The sequence below is a fragment of the Streptomyces sp. NPDC050287 genome (assembly GCF_044459385.1).
Classification (GTDB): Bacteria; Actinomycetota; Actinomycetes; order Streptomycetales; family Streptomycetaceae; genus Streptomyces.
Window position 1 is genome coordinate 76,421 of record NZ_JBITIY010000001.1, and the last position, 26,877, is coordinate 103,297.

At 71.4% G+C, this 26,877-nt stretch carries 19 protein-coding genes; 9 read left to right on the plus strand and 10 right to left on the minus strand.

Features of this window, described 5'->3' with window-relative positions; translation table 11 throughout:
* Window positions 1-12: 12 nt before the first annotated feature.
* Window positions 13-741: a ZIP family metal transporter gene (locus ACIBK3_RS00370; protein ID WP_399360304.1), complete on the minus strand. Its 729-nt coding sequence runs from the start codon at window positions 739-741 to the stop codon at window positions 13-15.
* An 82-nt stretch (window positions 742-823) separates the two neighbouring features.
* Between ACIBK3_RS00370 and cobM the strand changes: the two genes are divergently transcribed.
* Genes cobM through cobC form a run of 6 tightly spaced genes read left to right on the plus strand, consistent with a single transcriptional unit; the run spans window position 824 to window position 7,171 of the window.
* Window positions 824-1,642: a precorrin-4 C(11)-methyltransferase gene (gene cobM, locus ACIBK3_RS00375; RefSeq protein WP_399360306.1), complete on the plus strand. Its 819-nt coding sequence runs from the start codon at window positions 824-826 to the stop codon at window positions 1,640-1,642.
* Window positions 1,639-2,880: a precorrin-6y C5,15-methyltransferase (decarboxylating) subunit CbiE gene (cbiE, locus tag ACIBK3_RS00380; protein ID WP_399360308.1), complete on the plus strand. Its 1,242-nt coding sequence runs from the start codon at window positions 1,639-1,641 to the stop codon at window positions 2,878-2,880. The genes cobM and cbiE overlap by 4 nt, the downstream gene beginning before the upstream one ends.
* Window positions 2,877-4,592: a precorrin-3B C(17)-methyltransferase gene (cobJ, locus tag ACIBK3_RS00385; RefSeq protein WP_399360310.1), complete on the plus strand. Its 1,716-nt coding sequence runs from the start codon at window positions 2,877-2,879 to the stop codon at window positions 4,590-4,592. The genes cbiE and cobJ overlap by 4 nt, the downstream gene beginning before the upstream one ends.
* Window positions 4,593-4,606: 14 nt before the next feature.
* Entirely contained in the window at window positions 4,607-5,197 is a 591-nt protein-coding gene (locus tag ACIBK3_RS00390) for a precorrin-8X methylmutase (RefSeq protein ID WP_399362022.1), read from the plus strand.
* Window positions 5,194-6,120, plus strand: coding sequence for a sirohydrochlorin chelatase (locus ACIBK3_RS00395; protein WP_030679256.1), 927 nt, complete (start codon window positions 5,194-5,196; stop codon window positions 6,118-6,120). The genes ACIBK3_RS00390 and ACIBK3_RS00395 overlap by 4 nt, the downstream gene beginning before the upstream one ends.
* Window positions 6,110-7,171: an Rv2231c family pyridoxal phosphate-dependent protein CobC gene (cobC, locus tag ACIBK3_RS00400; RefSeq protein ID WP_399360312.1), complete on the plus strand. Its 1,062-nt coding sequence runs from the start codon at window positions 6,110-6,112 to the stop codon at window positions 7,169-7,171. Before ACIBK3_RS00395 ends, cobC begins: the two co-directional genes overlap by 11 nt.
* On the opposite strand, the gene ACIBK3_RS00405 is transcribed toward cobC, so the two are convergent.
* From ACIBK3_RS00405 to ACIBK3_RS00425, 5 genes are all read right to left on the minus strand, one after another.
* On the minus strand, window positions 7,119-9,071 hold the full coding sequence (locus ACIBK3_RS00405) for a DUF2264 domain-containing protein (protein ID WP_399360314.1): 1,953 nt from the start codon (window positions 9,069-9,071) through the stop codon (window positions 7,119-7,121). The two genes, cobC and ACIBK3_RS00405, sit on opposite strands and share 53 nt — an antisense overlap.
* A gap of 155 nt (window positions 9,072-9,226) precedes the next feature.
* Entirely contained in the window at window positions 9,227-10,279 is a 1,053-nt protein-coding gene (locus ACIBK3_RS00410) for a LacI family DNA-binding transcriptional regulator (protein ID WP_399362024.1), read from the minus strand.
* A gap of 61 nt (window positions 10,280-10,340) precedes the next feature.
* The gene (locus ACIBK3_RS00415) at window positions 10,341-11,993 is read right to left on the minus strand and encodes a sugar ABC transporter substrate-binding protein (protein WP_399360316.1); all 1,653 of its coding nucleotides are present in this window, start codon (window positions 11,991-11,993) and stop codon (window positions 10,341-10,343) included.
* Window positions 11,994-12,073: 80 nt separating this feature from the next.
* Window positions 12,074-12,961 (minus strand): carbohydrate ABC transporter permease, encoded by an 888-nt coding sequence (locus ACIBK3_RS00420; protein ID WP_399360318.1) that lies wholly within the window; start codon window positions 12,959-12,961, stop codon window positions 12,074-12,076.
* Window positions 12,958-13,812 carry an ABC transporter permease gene (locus ACIBK3_RS00425; protein WP_399360320.1) on the minus strand — a complete coding sequence of 285 codons (855 nt, stop codon included), beginning with the start codon at window positions 13,810-13,812 and terminating at the stop codon, window positions 12,958-12,960. Before ACIBK3_RS00425 ends, ACIBK3_RS00420 begins: the two co-directional genes overlap by 4 nt.
* Window positions 13,813-14,207: 395 nt before the next feature.
* Between ACIBK3_RS00425 and ACIBK3_RS00430 the strand changes: the two genes are divergently transcribed.
* Window positions 14,208-21,287 (plus strand): DddA-like double-stranded DNA deaminase toxin, encoded by a 7,080-nt coding sequence (locus ACIBK3_RS00430; RefSeq protein WP_399360322.1) that lies wholly within the window; start codon window positions 14,208-14,210, stop codon window positions 21,285-21,287.
* Between the two features lie 35 nt (window positions 21,288-21,322).
* On the plus strand, window positions 21,323-21,868 hold the full coding sequence (locus ACIBK3_RS00435; protein ID WP_399360324.1) for an Imm1 family immunity protein: 546 nt from the start codon (window positions 21,323-21,325) through the stop codon (window positions 21,866-21,868).
* Between the two features lies 1 nt (window position 21,869).
* Here ACIBK3_RS00435 and ACIBK3_RS00440 read toward each other — a convergent pair whose 3' ends face one another.
* Genes ACIBK3_RS00440 through ACIBK3_RS00455 form a run of 4 tightly spaced genes read right to left on the minus strand, consistent with a single transcriptional unit; the run spans window position 21,870 to window position 25,473 of the window.
* Complete coding sequence (locus tag ACIBK3_RS00440) at window positions 21,870-22,961, minus strand: amidohydrolase family protein (protein WP_399360326.1); 1,092 nt, start codon at window positions 22,959-22,961, stop codon at window positions 21,870-21,872.
* A gap of 18 nt (window positions 22,962-22,979) precedes the next feature.
* The gene (locus ACIBK3_RS00445; RefSeq protein WP_399360328.1) at window positions 22,980-23,792 is read right to left on the minus strand and encodes an amino acid ABC transporter ATP-binding protein; all 813 of its coding nucleotides are present in this window, start codon (window positions 23,790-23,792) and stop codon (window positions 22,980-22,982) included.
* Complete coding sequence (locus ACIBK3_RS00450; protein ID WP_399360330.1) at window positions 23,789-24,625, minus strand: amino acid ABC transporter permease; 837 nt, start codon at window positions 24,623-24,625, stop codon at window positions 23,789-23,791. Before ACIBK3_RS00450 ends, ACIBK3_RS00445 begins: the two co-directional genes overlap by 4 nt.
* Complete coding sequence (locus ACIBK3_RS00455; protein WP_399360332.1) at window positions 24,622-25,473, minus strand: transporter substrate-binding domain-containing protein; 852 nt, start codon at window positions 25,471-25,473, stop codon at window positions 24,622-24,624. The genes ACIBK3_RS00450 and ACIBK3_RS00455 overlap by 4 nt, the downstream gene beginning before the upstream one ends.
* 279 nt (window positions 25,474-25,752) lie before the next feature.
* On the opposite strand from ACIBK3_RS00455, the gene ACIBK3_RS00460 reads away from it, so the two are divergent.
* On the plus strand, window positions 25,753-26,853 hold the full coding sequence (locus ACIBK3_RS00460; protein ID WP_399360334.1) for a pyridoxal-phosphate-dependent aminotransferase family protein: 1,101 nt from the start codon (window positions 25,753-25,755) through the stop codon (window positions 26,851-26,853).
* The last annotated feature ends 24 nt before the right edge of the window (window positions 26,854-26,877 follow it).

The following is a 26,877-nucleotide window of genomic DNA, read 5'->3' on the forward strand; positions in this document are numbered from 1 at the left end:
CGAGGCGCCGGGTCAGCCGGCGACTCCCACCACCAGCCAGATGAACGCCACTCCCGCGATCGTGCACAGCAGGGTCGAGTGGGCGGGGTGGTCGTGGTGGGCCTCGGGAAGGATCTCGGCCGCCGCGAGGTAGAGGAGCGCGCCGCCGAAGAAGCCGAGGTAGCCGCCGAGCAGTTGCTCGGGGATGGTGAACAGCAGGGTGGAGGCGGCGCCCAGCACGGGGGCCGCCGCGTCCGCGAACAGCATCGTCAGGGCCCGGCGGCGGGCGTTCCCGTACAGGCTCGTGATCGTGTAGGTGTTGAAGCCGTCCGCGAAGTCGTGGGCGACGACGGCCAGCGCGACCGCGACGCCCATGCCGCCGCCCACCTCGAAGGCCGCGCCGATCGCCACGCCGTCCATGGCGCTGTGGCCGACCATCGCGGCGGCCGCCGTCAGACCCACCTGGGGCGCCCGGCCGTCACTCTCCTCCGCGCCGTGCGCGGCCTGCCGTACCGCGAGCAGGCGTTCCACCATGTGGGCGAGCAGGAAGCCCGCCACGAACAGGAGCAGGGCGGCGGGTACGCCGAAGACCTCGGCGCCTGCCGCCTCCAGCGACTCCGGCAGCAGGTCGAGGCCGACCACGCCGAGCATCAGGCCGCCGGCCAGGCCCAGCACGAGATGGCGGCGGTCGGTCACGCGCAGTGCCGTCCAGCCGCCGGCCAGCGTCATCAGGAACGCGCCGAGCGCGACGAGGACCGCCATGTGCTCTTGGTATCCGATCAAGCCCCGCTCACGCACATCCGACCCCCGCAGTACTGAACTTCCGTACGAGAGGACCGAACCCATGGCCGATGCCCCCACCGGCAAGGTGACCTTCGTCGGTGCCGGCCCCGGCGCCGCCGACCTGCTGACCTTCCGCGCCGCGCGGGCCATCGCCGAGGCCGATGTCGTGATCTGGGCGGCCAGCCTGGTCCAGGCGGAGGTCCTCGAACACGCCCGGGAGGGTGCCGAGATCCTCGACTCGGCGACCATGTCGCTCGAGGACGTGGTCGCCGTGTACGAGCGGGCCCGGGCCGATGGCCTGCGCGTGGCCCGGATCCACTCCGGTGACCCGGCCCTGTGGGGCGGTACGCAGGAGCAGCTCGACCGGTGCGCCCGGATCGGCATCGAGACGGAGGTCGTCCCCGGTGTGTCCGCGTTCTCCGCCGTGGCCGCGCTGGCGCAGCGCGAGCTGACCGTCCCGGAGGTCGCGCAGTCCGTGGTCCTGACCCGGCTCGGCGGCGGCAAGACGCCGATGCCGCCCGGCGAGGAGGTGCGGGAGTTCGCCAAGCACGGCACCACCATGGCGGTCTTCCTGTCGGCCGCCCGCAGCGGGCAGCTCGTGCGGGAGCTGCTGGAGGGCGGCTATCCGACGACCACCCCGGTCGTCGTCGCCTACCAGGCGACCTGGCCGGAGGAGCTGATCGTGAAGTGCACGATCGGCACGCTGGAGGAGACGGTCAAGGAGCACAAGCTCTGGAAGCACACCCTGTTCCTCGTGGGCCCGGCGCTCGACGCCGAGGGCACGCGCTCGCACCTCTACCACCCCGGTCACTTCCACGGCTACCGCAAGGCCGACCCCGAGGCCCGCAAGGCCCTGCGCTCCCGGGGTGCGAGCACGTGATCACAGTCGTCGGCACCGGGACGGGAGCGCCGCCGCCCGAGGATGTCCTCGCGGGGGCGGACCTGGTCGTGGGCGGGCGGCGGCATCTGGACGCCGTACGCCTGCCCGAGGCGGCCGAGCGGATCGTGCTCGGACCGCTGGCGCCCGCCCTCGACGCCATGGAGGAGTACGTCGACAAGGACGGTCGGGTCGTCGTGCTCGCCTCCGGCGACCCCGGGTTCTTCGGGATCGTGCGGGTGCTGGCGGAGCGGTTCGGTGCCGGGCGGCTCGAGGTGCGGGCCGGGGTCTCCTCCGTCGCCGCCGCCTTCGCGCGGGTCGGGCTGCCCTGGGACGACGCGGTGGTGGTGAGCGCGCACGGGCGGGAACTGCGGACCGCGGTCAACGTGTGCCGGGCCCGGCCGAAGGTCGCCGTGCTGACGGGGCCGGGGGCAGGGCCGGCGGAGCTGGGGGCCGCGCTGACGTCCTCCGCGCGGGTCCTGGTGGTCGCGTCGGCGCTGGGTTCCCGCGACGAACGCGTGGAGCGGGTGACCCCCGCCGAGGCCGCCGCCCGGGACTGGGGTTCGGCGGTGAGCGTGGTGCTGTGCCTGGACGAGGAGCGGGCGCCGGGTGCCGTACGGACGGTCGCCGGGGCGCCCGCGGGGCCCGCCGGATGGGCCCTGGACGAGGGCGACTTCGCCCACCGGGACTCGATGATCACCAAGTTCGAGGTACGGGCACTGGCGCTGGCCCGGCTCGGCCCGCGTCTCGGCGATCTGGTCTGGGACGTCGGCGCGGGCTCGGGCTCCGTGGCCGTGGAGTGCGCGCGGTTCGGCGCGGCCGTGACGGCGGTCGAGAAGACCGCCGACGGTGTCGAGCGGATCCGGGCGAACGCCGTCGCGCACGGGGTGGACGTACGGGTGGTGCACGGCGTGGCGCCGGACGCGCTCGCCGGACTCGACGATCCCGACGCGGTGTTCGTCGGCGGCGGTGGGCGCGAGTTGCCCGCCGTCGTCTCGGCGTGTGCGCGGCGGGCCCGGCGGGCCGTCGTGGTCGCGATGGCCGCGCTCGACCGGGTGCCGGCCGCGCGCGCGGCGCTCACCGGCGCCGGGTTCGACTGCGACGGCGTACTCCTGCAGTCCTCCCGGCTCGCACCGCTGCCGGGCGACGTGACCCGGCTCGCGGCGACCAATCCGGTTTTCCTGCTGTGGGGCGTACGGGCCCCGGCATCCTCTGCTGAAGACGAAGGAGTTGCCCTGTGATCGGCCTCATTTCCGCCACCTCGGCGGGCGCGGCTGCGCGGGACCGGCTGGCCGCGGCGTGGCCGGAGCGGACGCGTGTGTACGACGGTCCCGTGGGGGACGCCGTACGGGCCGCGTTCGCTCAGTGCGAGCAGCTCGTGTGCTTCCTGGCGACGGGGGCCGTGGTGCGGTTGGTCGCGCCGCTGCTGGGGGACAAGGCGAGCGACCCGGGTGTGGTGTGCGTCGACGAGGGCGGGCGGTTCGCCGTGTCGCTGGTGGGCGGGCACGGCGGCGGGGCGAACGAACTCGCTGACGAGGTCGGGGAGTTGCTGGGGGCCGAGCCCGTGGTGACGACGGCCACGGACGCGGTGGGGGTGCCGGGTCTTGACACGCTCGGTTTCCCGGTGGAGGGCGATGTCGCCGGGGTCACGCGGGCCCTGCTGGACGGCGCACCGGTCGCGCTGAAGACCGAGGTGAGCTGGCCGCTGCCCCCTCTTCGGGTCACCACCGAGGGGACGTACTCGATCCGGGTGACGGATCGTGCCGCCACGCCCGCCGACCGCGAGGTGCTCCTTCGGCCGCCCTCTCTCGTCGTCGGCGTCGGCGCCTCCAAGGGTGCCCCCGTCGACGAGGTGCTGGAGCTGGTCGAGGGCGCGTTGCGGGAGGCGGGGCTGTCCGCTCGGAGCGTCGCCGAGCTCGCGACCGTCGACGCGAAGGCCGGTGAGCCCGGGATCGTCGAAGCCGCCGAGCGGCTCGGGGTGCCGCTGGTGACCTACCCCGCCGAGGAGTTGGCCGCCGTCGACGTGCCCAACCCGTCCGACGCGCCCCTCGCGGCCGTCGGTACGCCGTCCGTCGCGGAGGCGGCCGCGCTCGTCCGCGGGGGTGAACTCCTCGTCCCGAAGCGGAAGTCGGCCGCGACTGTCGCCATGGCGACCTGTGCCGTCGTACGGCGTCCCGCGCGCGGGCGCCTCGCGGTGGTCGGGCTCGGGCCGGGCGCCCGGGACCTGCTCACCCCGCGCGCCAAGGCCGAACTGCGGCGCGCCTCCGTGCTCGTGGGGCTCGACCAGTACGTCGACCAGATCCGCGATCTGCTGCGGCCCGGCACCCGGATCCTGGAGTCGGGACTCGGGGCCGAGGAGGAGCGGGCGCGGACGGCCGTGACGGAGGCCCGCAAGGGGCAGGCCGTCGCGCTGATCGGGAGTGGGGACGCCGGCGTCTACGCCATGGCCTCCCCCGCGCTCGCCGAGGCCTCCGACGACATCGACGTGATCGGCGTACCCGGGGTGACCGCCGCTCTCGCGGCCGCCGCGATCCTCGGTGCCCCGCTCGGCCACGACCACGTGTCGATCAGCCTGTCCGACCTGCACACCCCGTGGGAGGTCATCGAGCGGCGGGTGCGGGCGGCGGCCGAGGCGGACATCGTCGTGACGTTCTACAACCCGCGCAGCCGGGGCCGGGACTGGCAGTTGCCGAAGGCGCTGGCGATCCTCGCCGGGCACCGGGAGCCGACGACGCCGGTCGGTGTCGTACGCAACGCGTCACGGCCGGACGAGTCCGCCAGGCTGACGACCCTGGCGGACCTGGACCCGGCGACGGTCGACATGATGACGGTCGTGACCGTGGGCAACACGGCGACCCGGCGGATCGCCGGACGCATGGTGACCCCGCGCGGCTACCGCTGGCAGGCCGCACCGAACAGCGGTTCCGCCGCGGGCCAGGAGGGCGCCGAATGAACGCTGCGCAGGGCGTGGACCGGGTGGTCCATCCGATCGAGCAGGAGTCCTTCCGGCGGCTGCGCGCCCGTCTGGACACCTCGCACTTCCCGCCGCTGACCCGGGCGGTCGTGGAGCGCGTGATCCACTCCGCGGCCGACCTCGACTACGCGAGCGATCTCGTCATGGACGAGGGCCGGTTGGAGAAGGCGCACGCCGCGCTGCACGCCGGGGCGCCGGTGGTCGTCGACGTCGAGATGGTCGCCGCCGGGATCACCCGGCGCGAGACCGTCTGCCGGCTCCGGGACGCCGAGGCCGGGCCCGGACTGACCCGTTCGGCCCATGCCATCCGGCTGGCGTACGAACAGGTCGGGCCCGGCGCCCTGTGGGTGATCGGCAACGCGCCCACCGCCCTGGAGGAGTTGCTGATCCTTGACGTCTCCCCCGCGCTCGTCATCGGTCTGCCCGTCGGCTTCGTCGGGGCGGCCGAGTCCAAGGCCGCGCTGCGCGAGAGCGGGCTGCCCGCTGTCAGCAACGTGTCCGAGAAGGGCGGTTCGGCGGTCGCCGCCGCCGCACTCAACGCCCTGCTGTACCACCCCCTTTCCCCGTCCGAGGAGACATCGTGACCACCCCGCCGCCCGCCCTGCTCATCGCCGGCCATGGCACCCGGGACGATGCCGGAGCCGAGGCGTTCCGCGACTTCGTCCGGGAGCTGGGCGCCCGCCACCCGGAACTGCCCGTCGCGGGCGGCTTCATCGAACTGTCCCCGCCACCGCTGGGGGACGCCGTCACCGAGCTGGTGGAGCGGGGGGTACGCCGGTTCGCCGCCGTCCCGCTGATGCTGGTGTCCGCCGGGCACGCCAAGGGTGACATCCCGGCCGCGCTGGCCCGCGAGAAGGAGCGGCACCCCCAGATCTCCTACAGCTACGGCCGTCCGCTGGGCCCGCATCCCGCGCTGCTGGCCGTGCTGGAGCGGCGGCTGGACGAGGCGCTCGGATCCTCCGCGCGTACCCCCGCGGACCGGGCCGACGTGACCGTGCTGCTGGTCGGGCGCGGCTCCACCGACCCGGACGCCAACGCCGAGGTGCACAAGGCGGCCCGGCTGCTGTGGGAGGGGCGCGGATACGCGGGCGTGGAGACGGCGTTCGTGTCGCTGGCGGCGCCGGACGTGCCGAGCGGCCTGGACCGGTGCGCGAAGCTCGGGGCGCGGCGGATCGTCGTGCTGCCCTACTTCCTGTTCACCGGGATCCTTCCGGACCGGGTGCGGCAGCAGACGGAGGGCTGGGCGGCGGCGCACCCGGAGGTCGAGGTGCGGTCGGCCGACGTGATCGGTCCGGAGCCGGAGCTGCTCGACCTGGTGATGGAGCGGTACGCGGAGGCCGTCCAGGGCGATCTGCGGATGAACTGCGACTCGTGCGTGTACCGGATCGCGCTGCCCGGGTTCGAGGACAAGGTCGGTCTGCCGCAGCAGCCGCACTTCCACCCGGACGACGAGGACCACCACGGGCACCACCACCACGGAGGACACGCACACTCCCATGCGCACTGAGGGGCACGACCTGCGGCACCACGGCGACGCCGAGGTGCGTGACGACGGCTCGGCGCTCGTCGATCTCGCCGTGAACGTCCGCGCGGACACGCCGCCGGCCTGGCTGCGGGAGCGGATCGCCGAGTCGCTGACCGGCCTCGCCGCCTACCCGGACGGACGGGCGGCGCGGGCGGCTGTGGCGGCGCGGCACGGGCTCCCGGTGGAGCGGGTGCTGCTGACGGCGGGCGCCGCGGAGGCGTTCGTGCTGCTCGCGCGCGGCCTGAAGGTACGCCGGCCGGTGGTCGTGCACCCGCAGTTCACCGAACCGGAGGCGGCCCTGCGGGACGCCGGGCACACGGTGGGCCGGGTGCTGTTGCGGGAGGAGGACAGTTTCCGGCTGGATCCGGCGGCCGTACCCAAGGACGCGGACCTGGTGGTGATCGGCAACCCTACGAACCCCACATCCGTCCTGCACCCGGCCGCCGCGATCGCCGAACTGGCCCGCCCCGGGCGGACGTTGGTCGTGGACGAGGCGTTCATGGACGCGGTACCCGGCGAGCGGGAGGCGCTGGCCGGGCGGAGGGACGTGCCCGGTCTTGTGGTGCTGCGCAGCCTGACCAAGACGTGGGGCCTGGCCGGGCTGCGCATCGGCTACGTGCTGGCGGCCCCGGAGACGATCGCGGAACTGGAACGCGCCCAGCCCCTGTGGCCGGTGTCCACCCCCGCCCTCGCGGCGGCCAGGGAGTGCGTCTCGCCGCGGGCGCTGGCGGAGGCCGCCCATGCCGCGCACCGCGTCGCCGCCGACCGGGCCCATCTCGTCGCGGGCCTGGAGGAGTTCGCCGCCGACGGGCTGCGGGTGGCCGGGCCGGCCGAGGGCCCCTTCGTCCTCGTACGACTGCCGAAGGCCGACGCCGTACGCGCGCACCTGCGCGACCTGGGTTTCGCGGTACGGCGCGGGGACACCTTCCCGGGGCTGGGTGAGGAGTGGCTGCGGCTGGCGGTGCGGGACCGGGTGACCGTCAACTCGTTCCTTCTGGCGCTGGACCGGGCGTTGGCTCTGACGCGTCGCTGAGCCCTGGCAGCACCCGCTCCCGGGTGCCGTCCGGGAAGCGGATCTGCACGGTTCCGTCCTCGGCGACCGACGCGGCCGCTCCCGTGCGCAGCGCGTCCGGGCCGGCGCCGAGCACCACGAGGGTGACCAACAGCCGCCCGGCGTCGCCCAGTTCGAGAACGGGGGTCGCCGAGTGGCGGCCGACGGCGTTGGCGTCGAGGGCCGTGACAACGCTGCTCTGGGCTGCGTCCCAGCCGTACAGGCCGGTGATCGCGCTGGTCAGGCCGTCCGCGCGGCGGGCCGATGCCCGGCCGGGGCCGGTCAGGGCGACCGGCGGCGCGGTGTCGTCGGCGACGGCCCAGCCGCCCTCGCGGACCGGGGTTCCGGGCGGGACGTCGAGGTGGTGCACACGCACCTCCCACGGGCCGTGGACCACGCTCACCGTCTCGACGCGGTGTCCCAGCGCCCGGTGCCAGGAGGCGGCACGGTTGCCCGAGGCGCCCAGCGGGTGGATGCGGCCACGCGGGGACGGCGTGCCGTCGGGGCCGAGCAGGGCGAGGTGGTTGTCCGGACCGGTGGCCGGGGCCTGTGCCGTCGGGTCGGGCGTTTCCGGGGCCGTCGCGCTGGAGTAGGCGAACCGGGTGTAGTGCGGGCTTTCCTCGGCGGTCGCCGGCGGGGGCGGGAACCGGTCGCTGCCGTGGTTGACGAGCCGTACGATCCCGTCGGCCGCGGTGGAGTGCAGGAGCCAGCCGGGCGCGGGAAGCGCGAGGCGGACGTCGGCCGTGTCGACGGGGGCGGGTTCCTCGGGTGCCGTCCACACCGGGTGGTCCGCGGGCAGCAGCAGCCCGAGGAAGGCCTTGCTCGCCCAGTACGGGGAGGCGGGGCCCGAGTAGGGCTGGGTGACGGGGCGGAAGGACCGGTACCAGCCGAGGCTGAGCAGCCCCCGCTCGTCGGGCACCCCGCGCTCGGCGAAGTGCTTCAGGGCGCCCGAGGCGAGGCGGCGGGTGCGGCCGGGCGGCAGCGGGGTGGCGTCGGCGAGGGCGCCCGCCCACAGCGGGGCGGTGGTCCCGAAGCGGTAGGTCAGGGAGCGGCCCTGGTGGACGGGGGCGCCGTCGGAGCCGAAGAAGTGCTGGTGGACGGCGAGGAACTCCCGCAGCCGGGTACGGTGCCTGGCCACCGTCTCCGGGTTGGCGCGCGGGCCCGCGATACGCGCCCACAGCACCGGGTACAGGTGCAGGGCCCACGCGTTGTAGTAGTCGAACTTGCGGCCGTCGCCGTCGGTGTACCAGCCGCCGCCCCGGTACCAGTCGTCCAGGCGGGCCAGCCCGGCGTCGATCTCGGCCCGGCGGTGCGGGGCGCCGACGGAGGCCAGGAACTCCTCCGCGATGACCTGGAACAGACGCCAGTTGGAGTCGTTGACGTCGGCGCCGACGAAACCGCCCAGCCAGTCGGTGACGTGCCCGCGTACGCGGTCGTCGAGGTGGTCCCACAGCCAGCGGCGCGACTCGTGCAGGGCGATCGCGATCGACGCGGCCTCGACCATGGGCTGGGCGCGGTCGGTGATGGGCGGCCAGCGTTCGTCGCCGTGCGGGTCGGTACCGGCGGCGAGTCCGGCCGCGTACCGCTCGATGAGAGCGGGGCCGACGCGGCCGTCCGAGCCCGCGATGCGGAAGGCGGCGAGCAGGAAGGAACGGGCGAAGCCCTCCAGTCCGTCCGACCAGGGCCCGGAGTGGCTGGCCGGTCCGGGCAGCCGGTACTGGGCGAGACCCCGGGTGGCGTACGGCAGCAGCCCGTCGAGGAGGCGGTCGGCCATCGCCTCCCAGTGGGCGCGGGTCCAGCCGGTGACGGGAGACGAGAGGTGGTCGGGGGGCGGGAGCAGATGCGTCGGGTCGCCGGGGAGCGACACGTGCGGCGCGGTCATACGGGGTTCGGTCCTCCATCAGTCGGGGGCGGGCATGGCGCCTAAAAGGGGCGCGGGGCTGCATCGATGTGCGGCTCCGCCGCGATGGGGGTCCCCCCGGGTTCGAGCGAAGCCGAGAACTTGGGGGAGCGACCAGCCACGAATCACCCGCAGGTTCAATGCGACCTTTCCGGCGGAGCCCCAACGCTCCGGCGTACGACGATGTGCGTGCCGAGCAGATGGTGGCTGCCGGCGGCGTGCTCGGGATCCCGCAGGGCGATGCGTACCGCGGCGCGCCCGAGTTCCTCGGCGGGGGTACGCACGGTGGTGAGCGGCGGGTTGAAGTCCTCCGCGAGCGGGATGTCGTTGTAGCCGACGACGGAGATGTCGTCGGGGACGGTGAGCCCCGCGTCGGCGATGGCGCGCAGCGCGCCCGCCGCGACCATGTCGTCGCCGGCGAACACGGCGGTGAACTCCCTTGTTTCCTTAAGGAGTTCGGCTGTCGCCCGCAGTCCGGCCGCACGGCCCAGCCCGCAGTCGACGACACGCGCGGCCTCGGCCGGCAAGCCATGCTCGGCGAGCGCCGCCCGGTACCCGGCGACGCGGGCGTCGAGCGCGGTGTTGCCGGGCAGCCCGCCGAGGAAGACGATCCGCCGATGACCGGCGGACAGCAGATGCCCGGTGATCGCCCGCGCCCCCGCCTCGTTGTCGAACTCGACGACCAGCGCGGGGATGTCGGGATCGGGCGCGGGCCGCCCGCACAGCACCAGTCGGGCGCCGGTGGCGTCGAGGGCCTGCGCGTAGTGGGCCACGCGCGAGCGATACGCGTCGTCCTCGACGACCCCGCCGACCAGGATCACCAGCCGCGCGCCCTCCTCCCGCATGAGCTGCACGAACTCCATCTCGCGCTGCGGGTCACCGCCGGTCGCGCCGACCACGCACAGCCAGCCCCGGTCGGCGGCCTCCGCCTCCACGCCCTCGGCGACCTGGGCGTAGAAGGGGCTGGTGACCTGGCGGACGACGACGGCGGCCATTTTGCGGCCGCCGCCGGCCAGGGCGCGGGCGTGCGCGTTGGCGACGTAGTCGAGGTCGCGGGCCGCGCGCAGCACCCTGGCCCGGGTCGCCGCGGGCACCGGGTGGTTGCCGCTCAGGGCGCGGGAGGCGGTGGCCATCGACACGCCCGCCCGCTCGGCGACCTCCCGGATCGTGACCCGCCGCTTGGACTCCATGTCGCTCCCCATCCCCCGCGTCTCCTGTTCCACCCGGCACCCGTCTTCCACCGGCACCCGGTCACGTGTTGGCGTCGTAGTCCTTCGCGAACTCCTCGGCCATTCTGTCGCCACCCCGGGAACGCCACTTCTTCACCGCTCCGTCCCACTCCGAGAGCGGGATGCGACCGGCGACGATGCCGGTGACAGTGTCCTCGAGCAGCGCCTTCAGTGTCGTGCCCTGGGCGTTCTTCGTGCGGGACTGCAGGCCGTAGGAGGCGTTGCGGATGGCGCGCGGCACGCTCTTGAGCTGCCAGGCGTGCAGCGCCCGGACGGCGTCGGGCATGCCCGGCACGAACAGCACCTGGGGGCCTTCGGCGAGGTACTTCAGCGGCAGGTTGGTGTTGTTCTCCACCTCGCCCAGCTTGGTGGGCTGCGGGGAGCCGTCCTTGCCGCGGGTGAAGTGGGTGCCCTCGACGCCGTAGTGGACGAGCTCCCACTCCTTGCTGCCGAAGGGGGCGGCCAGGTAGTCGAGGATGCGCAGCAGCAGCTCGACGCGTTCCTTCTTCGCCTTCTTCAGCACGGTGTAACCGAAGGAGCGGCGGGCGGCGACGATGCCGCCGGGCGTGCCGTCGACGCTGTACGGCAGCGCGGCGGCCGGGCTCATCTTGCCTTTCGACTCACGGTACTTGGGCAGGTAGGCGCCGAAGCCGTCCTGCATGGAGCCGACCGTGCCGTTGTAGTAGAGGGTGGTCAGGTCGATCTGCGAGATGGAGGTGGCGTCCGGGTGGTAGGAGCCCGCCTTGCGCAGTTCGGACTGGAAGGCGACAGCCGCCTTGAAGCGTTCGTCGGCCCAGCCCGGCTGGAAGACGCCGTCCTTGGTGACGGCCCACTCCTGGGGCGCGTTGTGGGCGGCGGAGTGCACGGCGTTGCCGAACATGGAGCCCTGGGCGGCGCCGAGCGCGTACGTCCGTCCGCTGGTCGCCCGCCTGGCGACGGCGGCGAAGTCGTCGGCGGTCCAGCCCTCCTTCATCCCCGCGCCTGCGAACATGTCCTGGTTGAGCCAGAGGGTGGAGCCGGGCAGCGGGCGTTCCAGGGGGATGCCGTAGATCCGGCCGCCGATGCGGCCCATGTCGCGCCAGGCGTGGGTGGGGATGTTCGCGAGGTTGGGGTAGTCGGCGACGGCCTCGCCGGACAGGTACGGCGTGAGGTCCTCGGCGCGGCGCTGCACGAACTCGGCCTCGCGGGGCAGCACGAACCCGGAGAAGAGGTTGATGATGTCCGGCAGGGCGTCGGGGTCGGCGGCCATCACGGTGGCCATCTTCTTCTGGTAGTCGGCCTGGGAGACGATCGTGTATTCGATCTTCACGCCGAGGGCCTTCTCCACCGCTGCCCAGAACCGGTTGGCGGAGGCGGGCTTGGGCGGGGTGCCGAAGGACACCGTCATGACCTTGACGGTGGAGCCGTCGCCGGGGGTGCGGGAGACGGACTTGACCAGGTCGGACGGGTAGGCGGTGTACCCGGCCTGGACACCGGCGTCGGTGGGGGCCAGGTCCGGCTTGGGGGCGGGGGTGGCGGGGCGGTAGGCGGGCCAGGGGGCGAGTTTCTTGCCGGCGTTGGAGACGTCGCTGTCGCCGGAACCGGTGGAGCAGGCGGTCAGCAGGGTGGGGGCACAGACGGCGGCGCCGACCGCGGCCGCGGAACGCAGCAGGGTGCGACGGGAGATGCTGGGCATGAGCGTTGACCTTTCTGAGCACGGCTCTTGACGGTTTGTCAGCTCTCGGTGAGCGGGTCAGCTCGCGGTGACGGACCGGGTCAGCTCTTGATGGCGCCGGTGAGCACGCCCTTGGTGAAGTACTTCTGCAGGAACGGGTAGACGAGCAGGATCGGCACGGTGGCGATCACCAGCACCGCCATCTGCACGGTCTGCGGGGCGGTGACCGTGCCCTCACCGGTCGTCGCGTCGGTGAGTCCGGATCCGGCCACCACGTAGGTCCGCAGCACCTGTTGGAGGGGCCAGTGGTCGCTCTCCAGGTAGAGCGAGGCGTAGAACCAGGAGTTCCAGTACGCCACCGCGTAGAACAGGCCGACCACGGCGAGCGCCGCCTTGGACAACGGCAGGACGATCGAGACCAGCACCCGCCAGTCCCCCGCCCCGTCCAGTCGGGCGGCCTCGTACAGCTCCTCCGGGATGCCCTGGAAGAAGCCGCGCAGGACGACGAGGTTGAACACGTTCACCAGGACGGGCAGCACCAGCGAGGCGTAGTTGTCCAGCAGGCCCAGCTCCTTGACCAGCAGGAAGCCGGGGATCATGCCGGGCGGGAAGAGGAACGTGAACAGGATCAGCAGCAGCGCTGGCCGGGCGCCGAAGACGCCGGGGCGGGACAGCGCGTAGGCGAGGGTCACCGTGCAGGCGAGGCTGAGCAGGGTGCCCACGATCGTGACGCCGGCGCTGACGCCGAGGGCGTGGGTGACGATGCCGCCGTCGAGGATGTCGCGGTAGGCGTCGAGGGTCGGCTCGGTCGGCCACAGCACCCAGCCCCCGTTGTCGACGACTTCGTCGGTGGAGGCCAGCGAGGTCGACACGATGACGAGGAACGGCACGCAGACCAGCAGGACGACGGCGACGAGCGCGAGGGCCTTGGCGGCCTGGGTGAGCGGCTTCGGCTTCTCCAGCCAGCCGGGCCGGGCGTGAGCACTCACTTGTAGACCCCCTGTTCGCCGAGACGGTGGGCGACCTTGTTGGCGGCGTAGACGAGGAGGGCGCCGATGACGCCCTTGAACAGGCCCGCGGCGGCGGCGAATCCGTAGTCGCCGCCGACGATGCCCTGGTAGTAGACGAAGGTGTCGATGATCTCGGAGGTCTCGGGGCCGACCGCGTCGCGCTGGAGCAGCATCTGCTCGAAGCCGACGGAGAGGATGTCGCCGAGCCGCATGATGAGCAGCAGCACGACCACGGGACGGATGGCGGGCAGGGTGACGTGCCAGAAGCGTCGCCAGGGGCCCGCGCCGTCGATCGCGGCGGCCTCGTACTGCTGCTCGTCGACCTGGGCCAGGGCGGCGAGGAAGATGATCGTGCCCCAGCCGGCGTCCTTCCAGATGACCTGGGCGACGACGAGCGGCTTGAAGGCGTCGGGGTTGCCGATGATGTCGACGGTGTGCAACCCCATGCCGTCCAGCGAGGAGTTGAGCAGTCCGGTGTCGCCGAGCACCTGCTGGAAGAGGGCGACGACGATCACCCACGAGATGAAGTGCGGCAGATACGCCACCGACTGCACGAACCGGCGCACCGAGCTCCGGGTGAGGCTGTGCAGGAGCAGGGCGAGGCCGAGCGGCACCGGGAAGTAGAAGACCAGCTGGAGGACGGCGATCCAGACGGTGTTGAGGACGGCGGCCCAGAACTCCCCGTCCTCGAACATCCGCTGGAAGTTGCCCAGGCCGACCCACGGGCTGCCCCAGAGGCCGTCGAAGGGGACGTACTCCTTGAAGGCGATGACGTTGCCGACCAGTGCGCCGTAGTGGAACAGCAGGAAGTAGGCGAGACCGGGCAGCATGAGCAGAAACAGGGCATTCCCGGCGCGCCACTGAAAGCGTTTTCGCTTCGGGTGCGCGCCACCCGTTCGTCGAGGAGTTACGTCAACCTCCTCTGTACCAGCGTGTTCCCGTAGTACAGCGGCCACGGGTCCCCCTCATGTCTTGGAGTTGGAGTGAGGGAAAGTTAAAACGCTTTCATTCCACCGTCAACAGTCCTGACACGCAACGCTGTTGGCAGCCGAGCCCTCTCCCCCGTCGCCGCGAGGAGGGGACGGCGTGCGGGGCCTCGTTCGCAGTCCGGAACTCGCCCCTTCACTTTTGGCATGTCATTGACAGGCCTTTAAGGGGTCTTGGTACACAGGTGTGCCCGCGATTCCTGTGCGACACCTGTGCCCCCGGGGACAAGGAGCCCTCCATGGCAGGCTTAGGCCACACCCGCGCCCGCACCCCTCTCCGCACCCGCATCCGCTTCCGCCGTGTCCGCCTGCGTGCCGCCCTCGTCGGCGCCGTGGCATCGGCGTTGATCATGAGTACCGCGCCGTCGACCCCCGCCCGCCCGGCCGAGGCGAGACCCGCTGCCGCCCCCGGTCCCGGTCCCGACACCAGCGACCCCCGCGAGGGCTGGCGTCCCGCCAGCGAGCGCGCCGAGGACGACGACCGCGGCTTCTGGGACAGCCTCTTCGGCGACGACGACCAGGACGACCAACGCGCCGACGACGACCGGAAACCGCCCCGGATCACCCTCGACCGCAGCCGCGGCGCCGCCTCCCTCACCCACCCGCGCCCCGCGGGCGAGGCGGGAGGCGTCCGCATCAGCGCGCCCCGCACCGTGCACGCCACCGGCGCCGACCTGGCCTGGACGGCGTACGAGGGCAAGGACCTGCGGGAGTACGAGGTCCACCGCTCCACGACGAAGGACTTCACCCCGACCGACGAGACCCTTCTCGCCCCGGTCGACCGTTCCACCCGCACCTTCGCCGACCGCACCGCGCCGCCCGCCGTCGAGGGGGACGGCCGCACCTACCACTACCGGATCGTCGTACGGACCAAGCAGGGCAAGTTGCTGGCCGGCCCGGCGCGCGCGGTCCGCCTGCCCGCCGTCGGCCGTCTCTCGCAGGGCGCGAAGCTGCTCGCCGCCCCCGGGTCCGAGACGTACTTCCTGCCGTTCACGCCCGCCCGGATGATCCCCGGCGAGAGCGCCACCGTCGAGGCCACCCTCACCAACACCACCTCCACGGTGTGGAAGAAGGGCGAGCGGGTCCTGTCGTACCGCTGGACGCTGGACGGCAAGGACGTCACCAACCTGCTCAACAAGGACGCCACCGGGCTGCCGAAGGACGTGGCACCCGGCGAAACCGTCACCTTCGACGCGCAGTTGAAGGCCCCGGTGCTCGTCGACCCGCTCGACAAGCGGCTGACGTTCGGCCTGGAGTGGGACCTGCGGGAGAAGGCCACCGGCAAGTGGCTCTCCGAGACGGACGGCGTGCCCGCGTCGAAGCACCAGGTGACGGCCGAGTACCCGACCTCCGACCAGCTCGGCCTGGAGGAGTTCTACTCGTACGCCGGAAAGAACACCGGCGCCGGTTCGGCACTGATGAGCAATCTTTACGCCGGCAACGCGGTGTGGTCGTACAACGCCTTCTCGAACCCGTCGCTCGGCTTCTCGACGTTCCTGCGGCTGGCCTACAACTCGCAGGACGCGTCCGGCACTCCGGCCGGTCCGGGCTGGTCGTTGCAGGCGTCGTCGCCCACGCGGCTGGGCACCCCCCTGGACTTCCACCCGTCCGCGCTGCTGCCAAAGCAGATCACGCTGACCGACGGCGACGGCACCAGCCATGTCTTCGGCAAGAACAAGAAGGGCGAGTGGGACTCCCCTGCCGGCGTCCACTTCCGGGTCAGGCAGCTGGAGAAGGACTGCCTGCTCAAGCCCCACCAGCGGGAGGCATGGGAGTTCCTGCGCCCGGACCGCACCCGGTTCCTCTTCGACTGCCAGGGCTATCCGAGCGCCCAGGTGGACAAGAACGGCAACCGGATGGAGTTCACGTACGAGGAGCGGCTGCTCGGGCACCCGTCCAAGCTGCTGAAGTACGTCACCGACGCCGAGGGCCGGCGCACACTCACCGTCGACTACTGGGAGAAGGGCGAGGCGTACACGTACGTCGACGAGGACGGGAAGGTCCGTGAGGGCAGGCATCTGCTGAACCCGTTCGTCATCGGCAAGGTCCGGTCCGTCACCGACATATCCGGGCGCCGGGTCGACTTCACGTTCACCGAGAAGGGCCTGCTCGCGCGGCTCACGGACGGCGCCGCCTCGGCGAACGACGATCTTCGGAAGGTCTTCAGGTTCGGCTACGGCAAGGAGTTCGACCACCCGGGCGTGAAGCTGGTCGAGGTCACCGACCCGCGCGGCAACGCGACGGAACTGGACTACGTCGGCCCGCACGACGACAAGGACCAGTTGCACTACCTGGGGTACACCAAGACGGTCACGGACCGGCTCGGCGGCCTGACCCGGTACCGCTACGAGGACGCCGACGACCACGACGGCAAGGCGATCTCGACCGTCGTCACCGACGCCGAGGGCAACCCGGCCACCCAGCTGATGGACGGCTACGGGCGCCCGGTGCGGCTCACCGACGCCAAGAAGCGCACCACCAGGCTCGGTTGGGACGCGGACAACAACGTCACGCGCCTGGAGGAGAACAACGGGGCCGCCCGCACATGGAAGTACGACCCCAAGACGGGCTATCCGCTGGAGTCGAAGGACGCCGAGAGCGTCAAGAACGACCGCCCCGCCGCCACCCTCACCTACGCGACCGGCGAGAACGGCTACATCGCCGACCTGGTGCGCCGGGTCTCCCCCGAGGGCCGCGCCTGGCAGTTCGGCTACGACGCCCGCGGCAACATGACCTCGGTCACCGACCCGAAGGGTGTGGCGAGCGAGCCCGCGGGTGACTACACCTCCACCAACGCCTACGACACCCGGGGCCGGCTCACCGCCGCGACCGACGCCAACGAGCACACCACGACGTTCGAGGACTACGACCCGTCCGGCTACCCCCGGGTCATCGTCGACGCGCTCGGCAACCGCACGGTGACGGCGTACGACGTGCGCGGCAACGTCACCGAGGTCGAGGAGGCCGACGGGGCGACGACCACGCAGACGTACGACGTGTTCGGGCGTCCGCTGGAGAACCGCAGGCCGAAGGACCAGAAGGCCGGTGCCTTCATCGTCACGCCCGCGCCGAAGTACGACGCGAACGACAACACCCTCGTGTTCACCGCCCCGAACGGGGTGGCGAGCACCAGCGAGTTCGACGCGGCCGACCAGCTCGTGAAGTCGACCCAGCCGGGGGACGAGGAGGGCTCACCGAAGCGGGTGTCGACCTTCACCTACGACAAGGTCGGCAACCAGCTCACCTCGACCGAACCGAAGGGCAACCTGACCGAGACGCCCGGCGACTTCACCTCGACGACGAAGTACGACGAGATCTACCAGCCCGTCGAGGCGGTCAACGCGGCCGGCAACCGGGCCACCGCCGTCTACAACGACGTCGGTGACCTGGTGAAGGTCGTCGACGCCCGCAAGAACGAGACCGAGGACCCCGACGACTACACCAGCACGTTCCGCTACGACCTCGACCACCGGCTGCTGGAGACCACCGACGCGGCCGGGAAGTCGACGACCAGCACCTACGACTGGGACGGCCTGACCACCGCGACCACCGACGCGGACGGCAACCGCACCGAACTGGTCCTGGACGCCCGTGCCGCCCTGGTCGAGGCGCGCGTCCCGCACGACAGGGACGGCGACGACACCGTCGTACGCACCACCCGCTTCGAGTACGACGAGGTCGGCAACCAGACCCGGGTCATCACCCCGCGCGGCGTCGAGACCGGCGACGACCCGCGGGACTTCGCCACCGAGACGGTCTACGACGAGCTGAACCGGGTCAAGGAGACGCTGAGTCCCTACGACCCGGACGACGCCCGCTACAACACACCGGACCGGACGACGTACGCGTACGACGCGCTGAGCCGCCTGAAGAAGGTCAGCGCACCGCCGTCCGAGGGCCAGAGCGTCCGCAACGAGACGGAGTACACCTACTTCGACACCGGCTGGATCCGGACGTCCACCGACGCCTACGACATCCGGAACACCTACGAGTACAACGACCTCGGCCAGCAGATCCAGAACACGCTGACCAGCGCGGGCGGTTCGGTGTCGCGGACCCTCGACTCGTCGTTCTACCCGAGCGGCGCCCTGAAGTCCCGCTCGGACAACGGGGTCCCGGTCGGCCTGCAGGTCGCGCTCGTCGACAACTCGGACATCAACAACACGGCGACCCAGGGAACCTGGGAGGAGACGGCCGCCGGAAGCTCGTACGGCTACAACGCACAGACCCACGCGGCAGGTTCGGGCGAGGACCGCTTCGTCTGGCAGCTGACGATTCCGCAGGAGGGCGACTACACGGTCTACGTCCGGTACCCGAAGGTCGACGGGGCGGCGAAAGACGCCACCTACGAGATCAAGCACCGGGGCGGCACGGAGACCAAGACCCTCGACCAGACCGAACTCCCGGGCGAGTGGCGGTCGTTGGGCAGGTACGCCTTCGGGGAGGACACCGGCCAGGCCGTCACCCTCACCGACAAGGCGACCGGCACGGTGGTCGCCGACGCGGTCCGGCTGGTCCGCGACAACTCCGGGGACACCGACAACGAGGCGAAGGACTTCTCCTACCGCTACGACGCCAACGGCAACCAGACCGAGATCATCGACCGCAGCCCCGGCGTCGAGACCGACCGCTACACCCTGGAGTACGACGAGCTCAACCAGCTCGGCAAGGTCGTGGAGCACGACGGGAACGCCGTGCGCAACACGACCGAGCTGACGTACGACGCCAACGGCAACACGCTCACGACCAAGCACGACCTGACGTGGAGCAAGCTGGACTACGACGTCCTGGACCGGGTGGAGCGGATCACCAACGCGGCCTCGCCGACGGCGGGCGACCGCCAGGTCACGTCGCTCGAGTACACGCCCCGGGGCGAACTGGCCGAGCAGACCAAGCCCAACGGCAACGTGCTGTCCATCGACTACTACCTCGACGGTGCGACGAAGAAGACCACTGAGAAGCAGTCGGACGGCACCCTCGTCGCCGAACACGCGCTGAAGTACAACGCCAACGGTCACAAGCTGGAAGACGTCCTGAAGCTGATGGACGCCGACGACCACGGCGACACCATCGACAACACCTACGCCTACACCTACGACCCGCAGGACCGCATCGCCAAGGTCGCCAAGACCGGCGACGACGAGGCGACGGAGGAGTACCGGCACGACGCGGCCGGCAACGTGGTCTGGCAGCAGGTGGACGACACCACCACCACCCACCGCTACGACCGCAACCGGCTCCTCACCTCCACCGCCGACGGCGCGTCCTCGACGTACAACTACGACCCGCTGGGCCGCCTCGACACCGTCTCCTTCGGCGGCGAGACGATCCAGAAGTACCGCTACGACGGCTTCGACCGCCCGGTCTCGATCACGGCGGGCAGCGGTGACGCGGCGAAGACGACGCGCATGACGTACGACGCCTTCGACCGCACGGTGAAGGAGACGGCGGGCAGCGGCGACGACGCGAAGACGACGCTGTTCACCTACCTGGGCATCACGTCGAATTCCCTGCGGGAGCAGGTGACGGACGAAGGTACGACGTCCTTCCAGTACGCCTCCTGGGGCCAGAAGCTGACCCAGATCAAGGACGAGGAGGATGAGGCCCCGGAGACGACGCAGTACACGTACCACCCGCACGGCGACGTCGAGGCGCTGACCGACAAGGACGGCAACACCAAGACGACGTACGGCTACACGGCGTACGGCAAGAACGACCCGGCGCAGTTCACGGGCGCGGACAAACCGGGAGCGGGCGGCGGCGAGTCGGAGGACCCGTACAACTCGTACCGCTTCAACGCGAAGCGCTACGACACGTCCTCGGGCACGTACGACATGGGCTTCCGGACCTACGACCCGGGCCTGAACCGCTTCCTGACCCGGGACATGTACGGCGGCGCACTGGCCGACATGGGCCTGACGACCGACCCCTACACCGGCAACCGGTACGCCTTCGCGGGCGGCAACCCGATCTCGTTCGTCGAGATCGACGGCCACCTGTTCGGCCTGTCCTGGTCCGACATCGGCCACGCCACGCTGGACGTCGTCGGTCTCATCCCGGCCGTGGGCGAGATCGCCGACCTGGCCAACTGCGGCTGGTACGCGGCCGAGGGCAACTACCTGGACGCGGGCCTGTCCTGCGCCTCGGCGATCCCGTTCGCGGGGTACGGGGCGACGGCGGCGAAGGCGGCCCGGTACGGCGACAAGGCCTTGGACGCGATCGACACGGCAAGCGACGCGGCACGCGCCGCGGACAAGGTGGCGGACGCGGGGCGGGCGGCGGAGGCGGGGCGTACGGCGGACAACGCGGCACCGCCGTCGGGCGGCACCCCGGACGCACCGGCCCCGGCCCGCAACCCGGCCCCGGCCGACCCCGCACCCGCGCCCGCTCCGGCCGCGCCGAAGGCCCCGGAAGCGCCCCCTGCCAGCGGCGCGGCGTGCAAGGTCGGCAACAGCTTCGTGCCGGGCACCAAGGTCCTGATGGCCGACGGCACGACGAAGGCGATCGAGGACGTCGAGATCGGCGACAAGGTCGCGGCGTCGGACGTGGAGACGGACGACGCCCAGACCCGCACGGTCACCCGCACGATCACTGGCGACGGCACCAAGCACCTGGTCACGATCACCGTCGACACGGACGGCCTGGCGGGCGGCAAGACGGCCGAGATCACCGCCACCGACGGCCACCCGTTCTGGCTGCCGGACGTGGGCCGCTGGGTGAAGGCCGGCGACCTGGAGCGCGGGCAGTGGCTGAGCACGGGGAGCGGCAGCTGGGTCCGGATCACGGCGGTCGAAACCCGCACCGCTGCGGCGACAGTCCACAATCTCAGCGTCGCGGGCGTGCACACCTACCACGTGCTCGCCGGGTCCACCCCGGTCCTGGTCCACAACTGTGGCTCGTTGGACGATGTCGCCGGCGGTCTGGGCTCGCGCGGTCCCGGTGACCCCACGAGAGGACAGGTCGTCAACATCACCGACAGCGGTGTGACCCGGGTAGGACAGCCCCTCCAGAGCGGCAGGAGCGGTGTCTCCGACGACATCAACGAGTTCCTGATGGGCTCCCCCGACATCGCGAACCCGAGGTCCGGACCCCATGCGTCGGCCACACACGTGGAGACGACGGTGGCGTGGTTCATGCGACAGCGGGGGGTGACGTCCGCAGATCTGGTGATCAACCATGCCGGCGGCCCGTGCACTGGTCCCTTCTCGTGCACCAACGCGGTCGGGGCCATCCTCCCGCAGGGCTCCACGCTGAATGTGTGGTTCCCGAACGGGGCGGGCGGAATGTCACACGTACCGTTGAGGGGCAGGGCCCGATGAGGGCCGCGTCCACACCACCAGGGAGTCGAGCCACCGTGATTCTGAGCGTTGCGTACGGCAGAACCTGGCACCACGCCGAGACCTGGGACGAGATGGCCCACCTCATCACGGAGGTCATGGAGAACCTGGAATCGGAGGGTCGGGTGGGCCAGTGGTACACACCGGGCCAGGACGCATGGTTCAGTCTGTCCGAGGAGCGGCACAGCGACAGTCGTCCGGTGACGGACAACTACCTGCGCGTCGCCGTCAACAGGTCCACGGGGTACGGAGCGTTGGTCTGGGGGGTCGTCGAGGACAGCCCCAGAAGGGGCGGCATCTACGATTCCGTCTGGGTGTCCGACAATCCTCAGCCCCCCGGTTTCGACCCCCGGGTCGTGTCGGATCCCGGCTACCCGCTGTTCCATGATCCGTGCAGCACACTGCCCACCCCGCGAGTGCGTGCAGCCGTTGAGGAGTTCTGCCGCACGGGCACCGGAGACAGACCGCAGTGCGTCCCATGGGTCCCCGGTCACCTTAACGGCCAACGTCTCGACAAGGCCCCCATGGTGGGGCTCGTAGAGAACGCCGACCCGTTCGCGTGACCTAACAGACGACCCGCCCGTTCAGCACCACCCGCAACGGGGCCCCCAGCACGCGTACATCGGTGCGGGGGTCCCGTTCGTACACCACCAGGTCCGCTGCCGCACCCTCCTCCAGGCCGGGGCGGCCCAGCCACTTCCGAGCGGTCCAGGTCGTCGCCGCGAGGGCCTTCACCGGAGGAATCCCGGCCCTCACCAGTTCCGCCACCTCCGCCGCCACCAGGCCGTGCGGCAGGGTGCCGCCGGCGTCCGTGCCGACGTACACCGGTATGCCGGCGTCGTAGGCGTTGCGCACCGTGTCGTAGCGGCGTTCGTGCAGGCGCCGCATGTGCGCCGACCAGCGGGGGAACTTGGACTCGCCGCCCTCGGCCAGTTTCGGGAACGTCGCGATGTTGACCAGCGTCGGAACGATCGCCACCCCCCGCGACGCGAACAGCGGGATCAGGTCCTCCGTCAGCCCCGTCGCGTGCTCGACGCAGTCGATGCCCGACTCCACCAGGTCGCGCAGTGACGACTCCGCGAAGCAGTGGGCCGTCACGCGGGCACCCAGGCGGTGTGCCTCCGCGATCGCGGCCTCGGCCGCCTTCCGGGGCCAGCTGGGCGTCAGGTCGCCCACCTCGCGGTCGATCCAGTCACCCACCAGCTTGACCCAGCCGTCGCCGCGCCGGGCCTCCTGGGCGACGTACGCCACCAGGTCCTCCGGTTCGATCTCGTGCGCGAAGCCACGGATGTAGCGGCGGGTGCGGGCGATGTGGCGGCCCGCGCGGATGATCTTCGGGAGGTCCTCGCGGTCGTCGATCCAGCGGGTGTCGGAGGGTGAACCAGCGTCGCGGATCAGGAGGGTGCCGGCCTCGCGGTCGGTCAGCGCCTGCTTCTCGGCCACCGCCTCGTCCACCGGGCCGTGCGGACCCAGGCCCACGTGACAGTGCGCGTCGACCAGGCCCGGCAGCGCCCAGCCCTCGACGGACCGGACGTCACGGGCTCCGATGGGGCGGTCGTAGGAGATTCGGCCATCGACGACCCACAGCTCGTCGCGGACGTCCTCGGGTCCGACGAGCACCCTGCCCTTCACGTGCAGCACCGCCTGATCGCTCATACCCCGCACCTTAGTGAGCTACCGCCCGGCCTCGCCCACCTGGTCGGACCTCTCCTCCTCCACCTCGGCCATCGCCGGGTCGAGGAGGCGGGAGAGGAAGTGGCGGGTGCGGTCGTGGCGGGGGTTGCCGATGACCTGCTCGGGGGTGCCGTCCTCGACGATCACGCCGCCGTCCATGAAGACGACCCGGTCGGCGACCTCACGCGCGAAGGTCATCTCGTGGGTGACGACCATCATCGTCATGCCCTCGTGCGCGAGCCTGCGCATGACCGCGAGGACGTCGCCCACCAGCTCCGGGTCGAGCGCGGACGTCGGCTCGTCGAACAGCATCACCTCGGGGCCCATGGCGAGCGCGCGGGCGATCGCGACGCGCTGCTGCTGGCCGCCGGAGAGCGAGGCGGGGTACGCGTCCGCCTTCTCGGCGAGACCGACCCGCTCCAGGTTCTCGGCGGCCACCTTCGCGGCCTCGGCCTTGCCGCGCCCGAGCACCCGCCGCTGCGGCAGCGTGAGGTTCTCGGTCACGGTCACGTGCGGGAACAGGTTGAACTGCTGGAAGACCATGCCGATACGGCGGCGTGCGGCGTCGATGTCGACGTCGGGGTCCGTCAACTCGGTGCCGCCGACGAAGACCTGACCCTTGGTGGGCTCCTCCAACAGGTTCACGCACCTGAGCAGGGTGGACTTGCCGGACCCGGACGGGCCGATCACGCACACGACCTCGCCCTGGCCGATCTCCAGGTCGATGCCGCGCAACACCTCGTTGTCGCCGAACGACTTGTGCAGGCCCCGGACCTGGATCTCCGGGTGCGCGCCAGGAGTGTTCTCGCTCATTTCACGGCCTCCTGGGCCTTCGCCTCCATGCGGCGCACGACGAAGCCGAGCGGGATCGTGATCAGCAGATAGCACAGGCCCGCGACCAGGATCGGCGTGGAGTTGGCGGTCGTACTGGCCAGGTCGCGGCCGTACTTGGACAGTTCGCGCTCCTCCAGGGTGACGCCGAGGAACAGCACCAGCGAGGAGTCCTTGAAGAGGAGGACGAGTTCGTTGGTCAGCGGCGGGAGGATGATCCGGAAGGCCTGCGGGATGATGACCGAGATCATCGCGCGGGCGGGTGAGAAGCCGAGGGAACGCGCCGCTTCCATCTGGCCCTTGGGCACCGCCTGGATGCCCGCGCGGATCGTCTCCGCCATGTACGCGGCGGCGACCAGACCGAGCGCGAGGGCGACCTTGCCGTAGGTGCCGCCGATGATCTCCGTGCCGGGGAAGGCGAGGGGGACGGCGACGCCGATGAAGATGAAGATCAACAGGGCGGGCAGGCCGCGGAAGATCTCGATGTAGATCCCGGCGAGCCAGCGGTAGGGCCCCACCGACGACAGCCGCATCAGCGCGATGACCATGCCGAGCGCCAGTCCGACGGCGAAGCCGGACACGGTGAACAGCACGGTGTTCTTCAGCGCCAGCGTGATGACGTCCGGGAACATCTGCTCGGCGATGTCGGCCTGCGCGAACTGGTTCTTCAGCCGCCCCCAGTCCGCCGAGACCGCGAAGGCGATCACGGCGGCGACGAACACGGCGTACTGCGCGCCGCGCGACAGGCGGCGCTTCTGACGCCGGGTCAACCCCTTCTTGCGCGGCTGGACTTCGGCCTTCGCGGTAACGGTCATGAGGCGGACGGCGAGGCCGCGGACGCGTCGTACGGGCCGATCCACTTCTCGTACAGCTTCTTGTACGTGCCGTCGGCCTTGGCGTCCGTGATCGCCTTGTTGATGGCGGCCAGCAGCTTGGTGTTGCCCTTCTTGACCGTGAAGCCGTACTGCTCACCGGTGTTGAGGTTGTCGACGACCTTGAAGGCGTCGGCGTTGGCCTTGGTCTTCAGCCAGCCCTGGACGACCGGGTAGTCGATGACGACCGCCTTGACCTGGCCGGTGCGCAGGCCGCTGAGGACGGCGTCGGAGGACTCGAAGGAGACCGGGTCGAAGCCCTTCTTCTGGACGTACTCCTCGCCGGTGGTCTGCGCCTGGGCGCCGAGCTTGACGCCCTTGGATTTGACGTCGGCGAGTGAGTTGACGCCGCTCCTCTTGTCGACCAGGACGGCCTGGGTGGCGTCGAAGTACGGGTCGGAGAAGTCGACGTTCTTCTTGCGTTCCTCGGTGATGGTCATGCCGGCCGCGGCCAGATCGCACTCACCGGAGTTCAGGAAGGCGCCGGTCTTGAAGTTCTCGAACGGCGTGTCACGGATCACCTGCTTGACGCCCAGGTTCTTGGCGACCAGGTCGATCAGTGAGACGTCGAAGCCCTGAACCTTGCCGTCGATCTCCGACTGGAAGGGCGGGTACGGCAGATGCGTGCAGGTGGTGAGCTGCCCGCCCCTGACGAGTTCGACCCCGCCGGCGGCGGTCTTCGAGCCGCTGCCGCCGTCGTCGGTGGAGGTGCAGGCGGTCACGAGCGCCAGCCCGGCCGTCGCGGTGATGGCGGCCAGGACGCGGGTCCGACGCCCGAGGAGCGTGTTCACGGCGGGCCTTCCTGTGGTGGATCTTGGGGAATTCCGAGTTCCGATTATAAGGAGAAGTTTGAGTGCCTCAAACCAATCCGATGGCTACGGGACTGTCCGACCTAAGAAGTCACCGACCCTCGGACGGTACGAGGAGGCCGGTTACCCTCGTCTCGTCTACCCAGCGAGTGAGACTCGTTACCCCGTGAGTGAAGCTCGTTGTCCGTACCCCGCGAGTGAAGCTCGTTGTCAGTACCCCGTGAGTGAAGCTCGTTGTCCGTGAGTGGAGAGAGCACCCCCGTGACGCACCCGTTCCTGGATCTGGCCCCGTTGACCGCGGCGCGCTTCGCGTCCGTCGAAGACCGTGTGGCGCGGCTGCTGCGCACCGAGCAGGACGTCGTGATCATGCAGGGCGAGGCGCTGCTGCCACTGGAGGGGGCGATCCGCGCGACCGCCGGTCCCGGCACGACGGCGTTGAACGTCATCACCGGCCCCTACGGGCAGACCTTCGGCGACTGGCTGCGGGACTGCGGCGCCACGGTGATCGACCTCGCGGTGCCCTTCCACACGGCGGTCACCGCCGACCAGATCCGGGAGGCCTTCACCGGGCACCCGGAGATCGACTTCGTGTCCCTGGTCCACGCGGAGGCCGCGACCGGCAACACCAACCCCGTCGCGGAGATCGGCGAGGTCGTACGGGAGCGGGGTGCCCTCTTCTACCTGGACGCCGTCGCGTCGGTCGGGGCCGAGCCGGTGCTGCCGGACGCGTGGGGCGTGGACCTGTGTGTGATCGGGGCGCAGAAGGCGATGGGCGGGCCGGCTGGTGTGTCGGCGGTGTCGGTGAGCGAGCGGGCGTGGGCCCGGATGGCGGCGAATCCCAGGGCGCCGCGACGGTCGTACCTCTCGCTGCTGGACTGGAAGGAACGGTGGCTCGACGGCGGCCGCACGGCACTGCCGCACGCACCGGCTCAGCTGGAGATGCTGGCGCTGGAGGCGTGCGTGGAGCGGATCGAGGCGGACGGCCTGGACGCGGTGATGGCCCGGCACCGCCGCGCGGCATCGGCGACCCGCGCGGGTGCCCGGGCGGTGGGCGGGGGCCTGGAGCCGTACGTGTACGAGGACCGGGAGGCGGCCCCGGTCGCGACGACGCTGAGGGCGCCGTCGGGTGTGGTGGCGTCGGAACTGGTGGCCCGGGCGCTGGAGTCGGATCCCGGGGCGCCGCTGGCGGCGGGCGGCGGCGCGCTGGCCAAGGAGATGATCCGGGTCAACCACTACGGGGTGGACGCGACACGGGGGGCTGTGCGGGCAAGCCTGTCGGCGCTGGGCGCCGCGCTGGCCGCGAAGGGGCTGCGGGTGGATGTGGAGGGGGCGTTGCGGGTGGCGGAGGAGGCGTGGCGGTAGGGAGCGGCCGAGGTCACCGGGGGC

What these genes read in the sequence shown, in the direction of transcription:
- ACIBK3_RS00370 (WP_399360304.1), bottom strand. Translation starts at nt 741, where the DNA reads ATGGCGGTCCTCGTCGCGCTCGGCGCGTTCCTGATGACGCTGGCCGGC.
- cobM (WP_399360306.1), top strand. Translation starts at nt 824, where the DNA reads ATGGCCGATGCCCCCACCGGCAAGGTGACCTTCGTCGGTGCCGGCCCC.
- cobC (WP_399360312.1), top strand. Translation starts at nt 6,110, where the DNA reads ATGCGCACTGAGGGGCACGACCTGCGGCACCACGGCGACGCCGAGGTG.
- ACIBK3_RS00405 (WP_399360314.1), bottom strand. Translation starts at nt 9,071, where the DNA reads ATGACCGCGCCGCACGTGTCGCTCCCCGGCGACCCGACGCATCTGCTC.
- ACIBK3_RS00410 (WP_399362024.1), bottom strand. Translation starts at nt 10,279, where the DNA reads ATGGAGTCCAAGCGGCGGGTCACGATCCGGGAGGTCGCCGAGCGGGCG.
- ACIBK3_RS00415 (WP_399360316.1), bottom strand. Translation starts at nt 11,993, where the DNA reads ATGCCCAGCATCTCCCGTCGCACCCTGCTGCGTTCCGCGGCCGCGGTC.
- ACIBK3_RS00425 (WP_399360320.1), bottom strand. Translation starts at nt 13,812, where the DNA reads ATGCTGCCCGGTCTCGCCTACTTCCTGCTGTTCCACTACGGCGCACTG.
- ACIBK3_RS00430 (WP_399360322.1), top strand. Translation starts at nt 14,208, where the DNA reads ATGGCAGGCTTAGGCCACACCCGCGCCCGCACCCCTCTCCGCACCCGC.
- ACIBK3_RS00440 (WP_399360326.1), bottom strand. Translation starts at nt 22,961, where the DNA reads ATGAGCGATCAGGCGGTGCTGCACGTGAAGGGCAGGGTGCTCGTCGGA.
- ACIBK3_RS00445 (WP_399360328.1), bottom strand. Translation starts at nt 23,792, where the DNA reads ATGAGCGAGAACACTCCTGGCGCGCACCCGGAGATCCAGGTCCGGGGC.
- ACIBK3_RS00450 (WP_399360330.1), bottom strand. Translation starts at nt 24,625, where the DNA reads ATGACCGTTACCGCGAAGGCCGAAGTCCAGCCGCGCAAGAAGGGGTTG.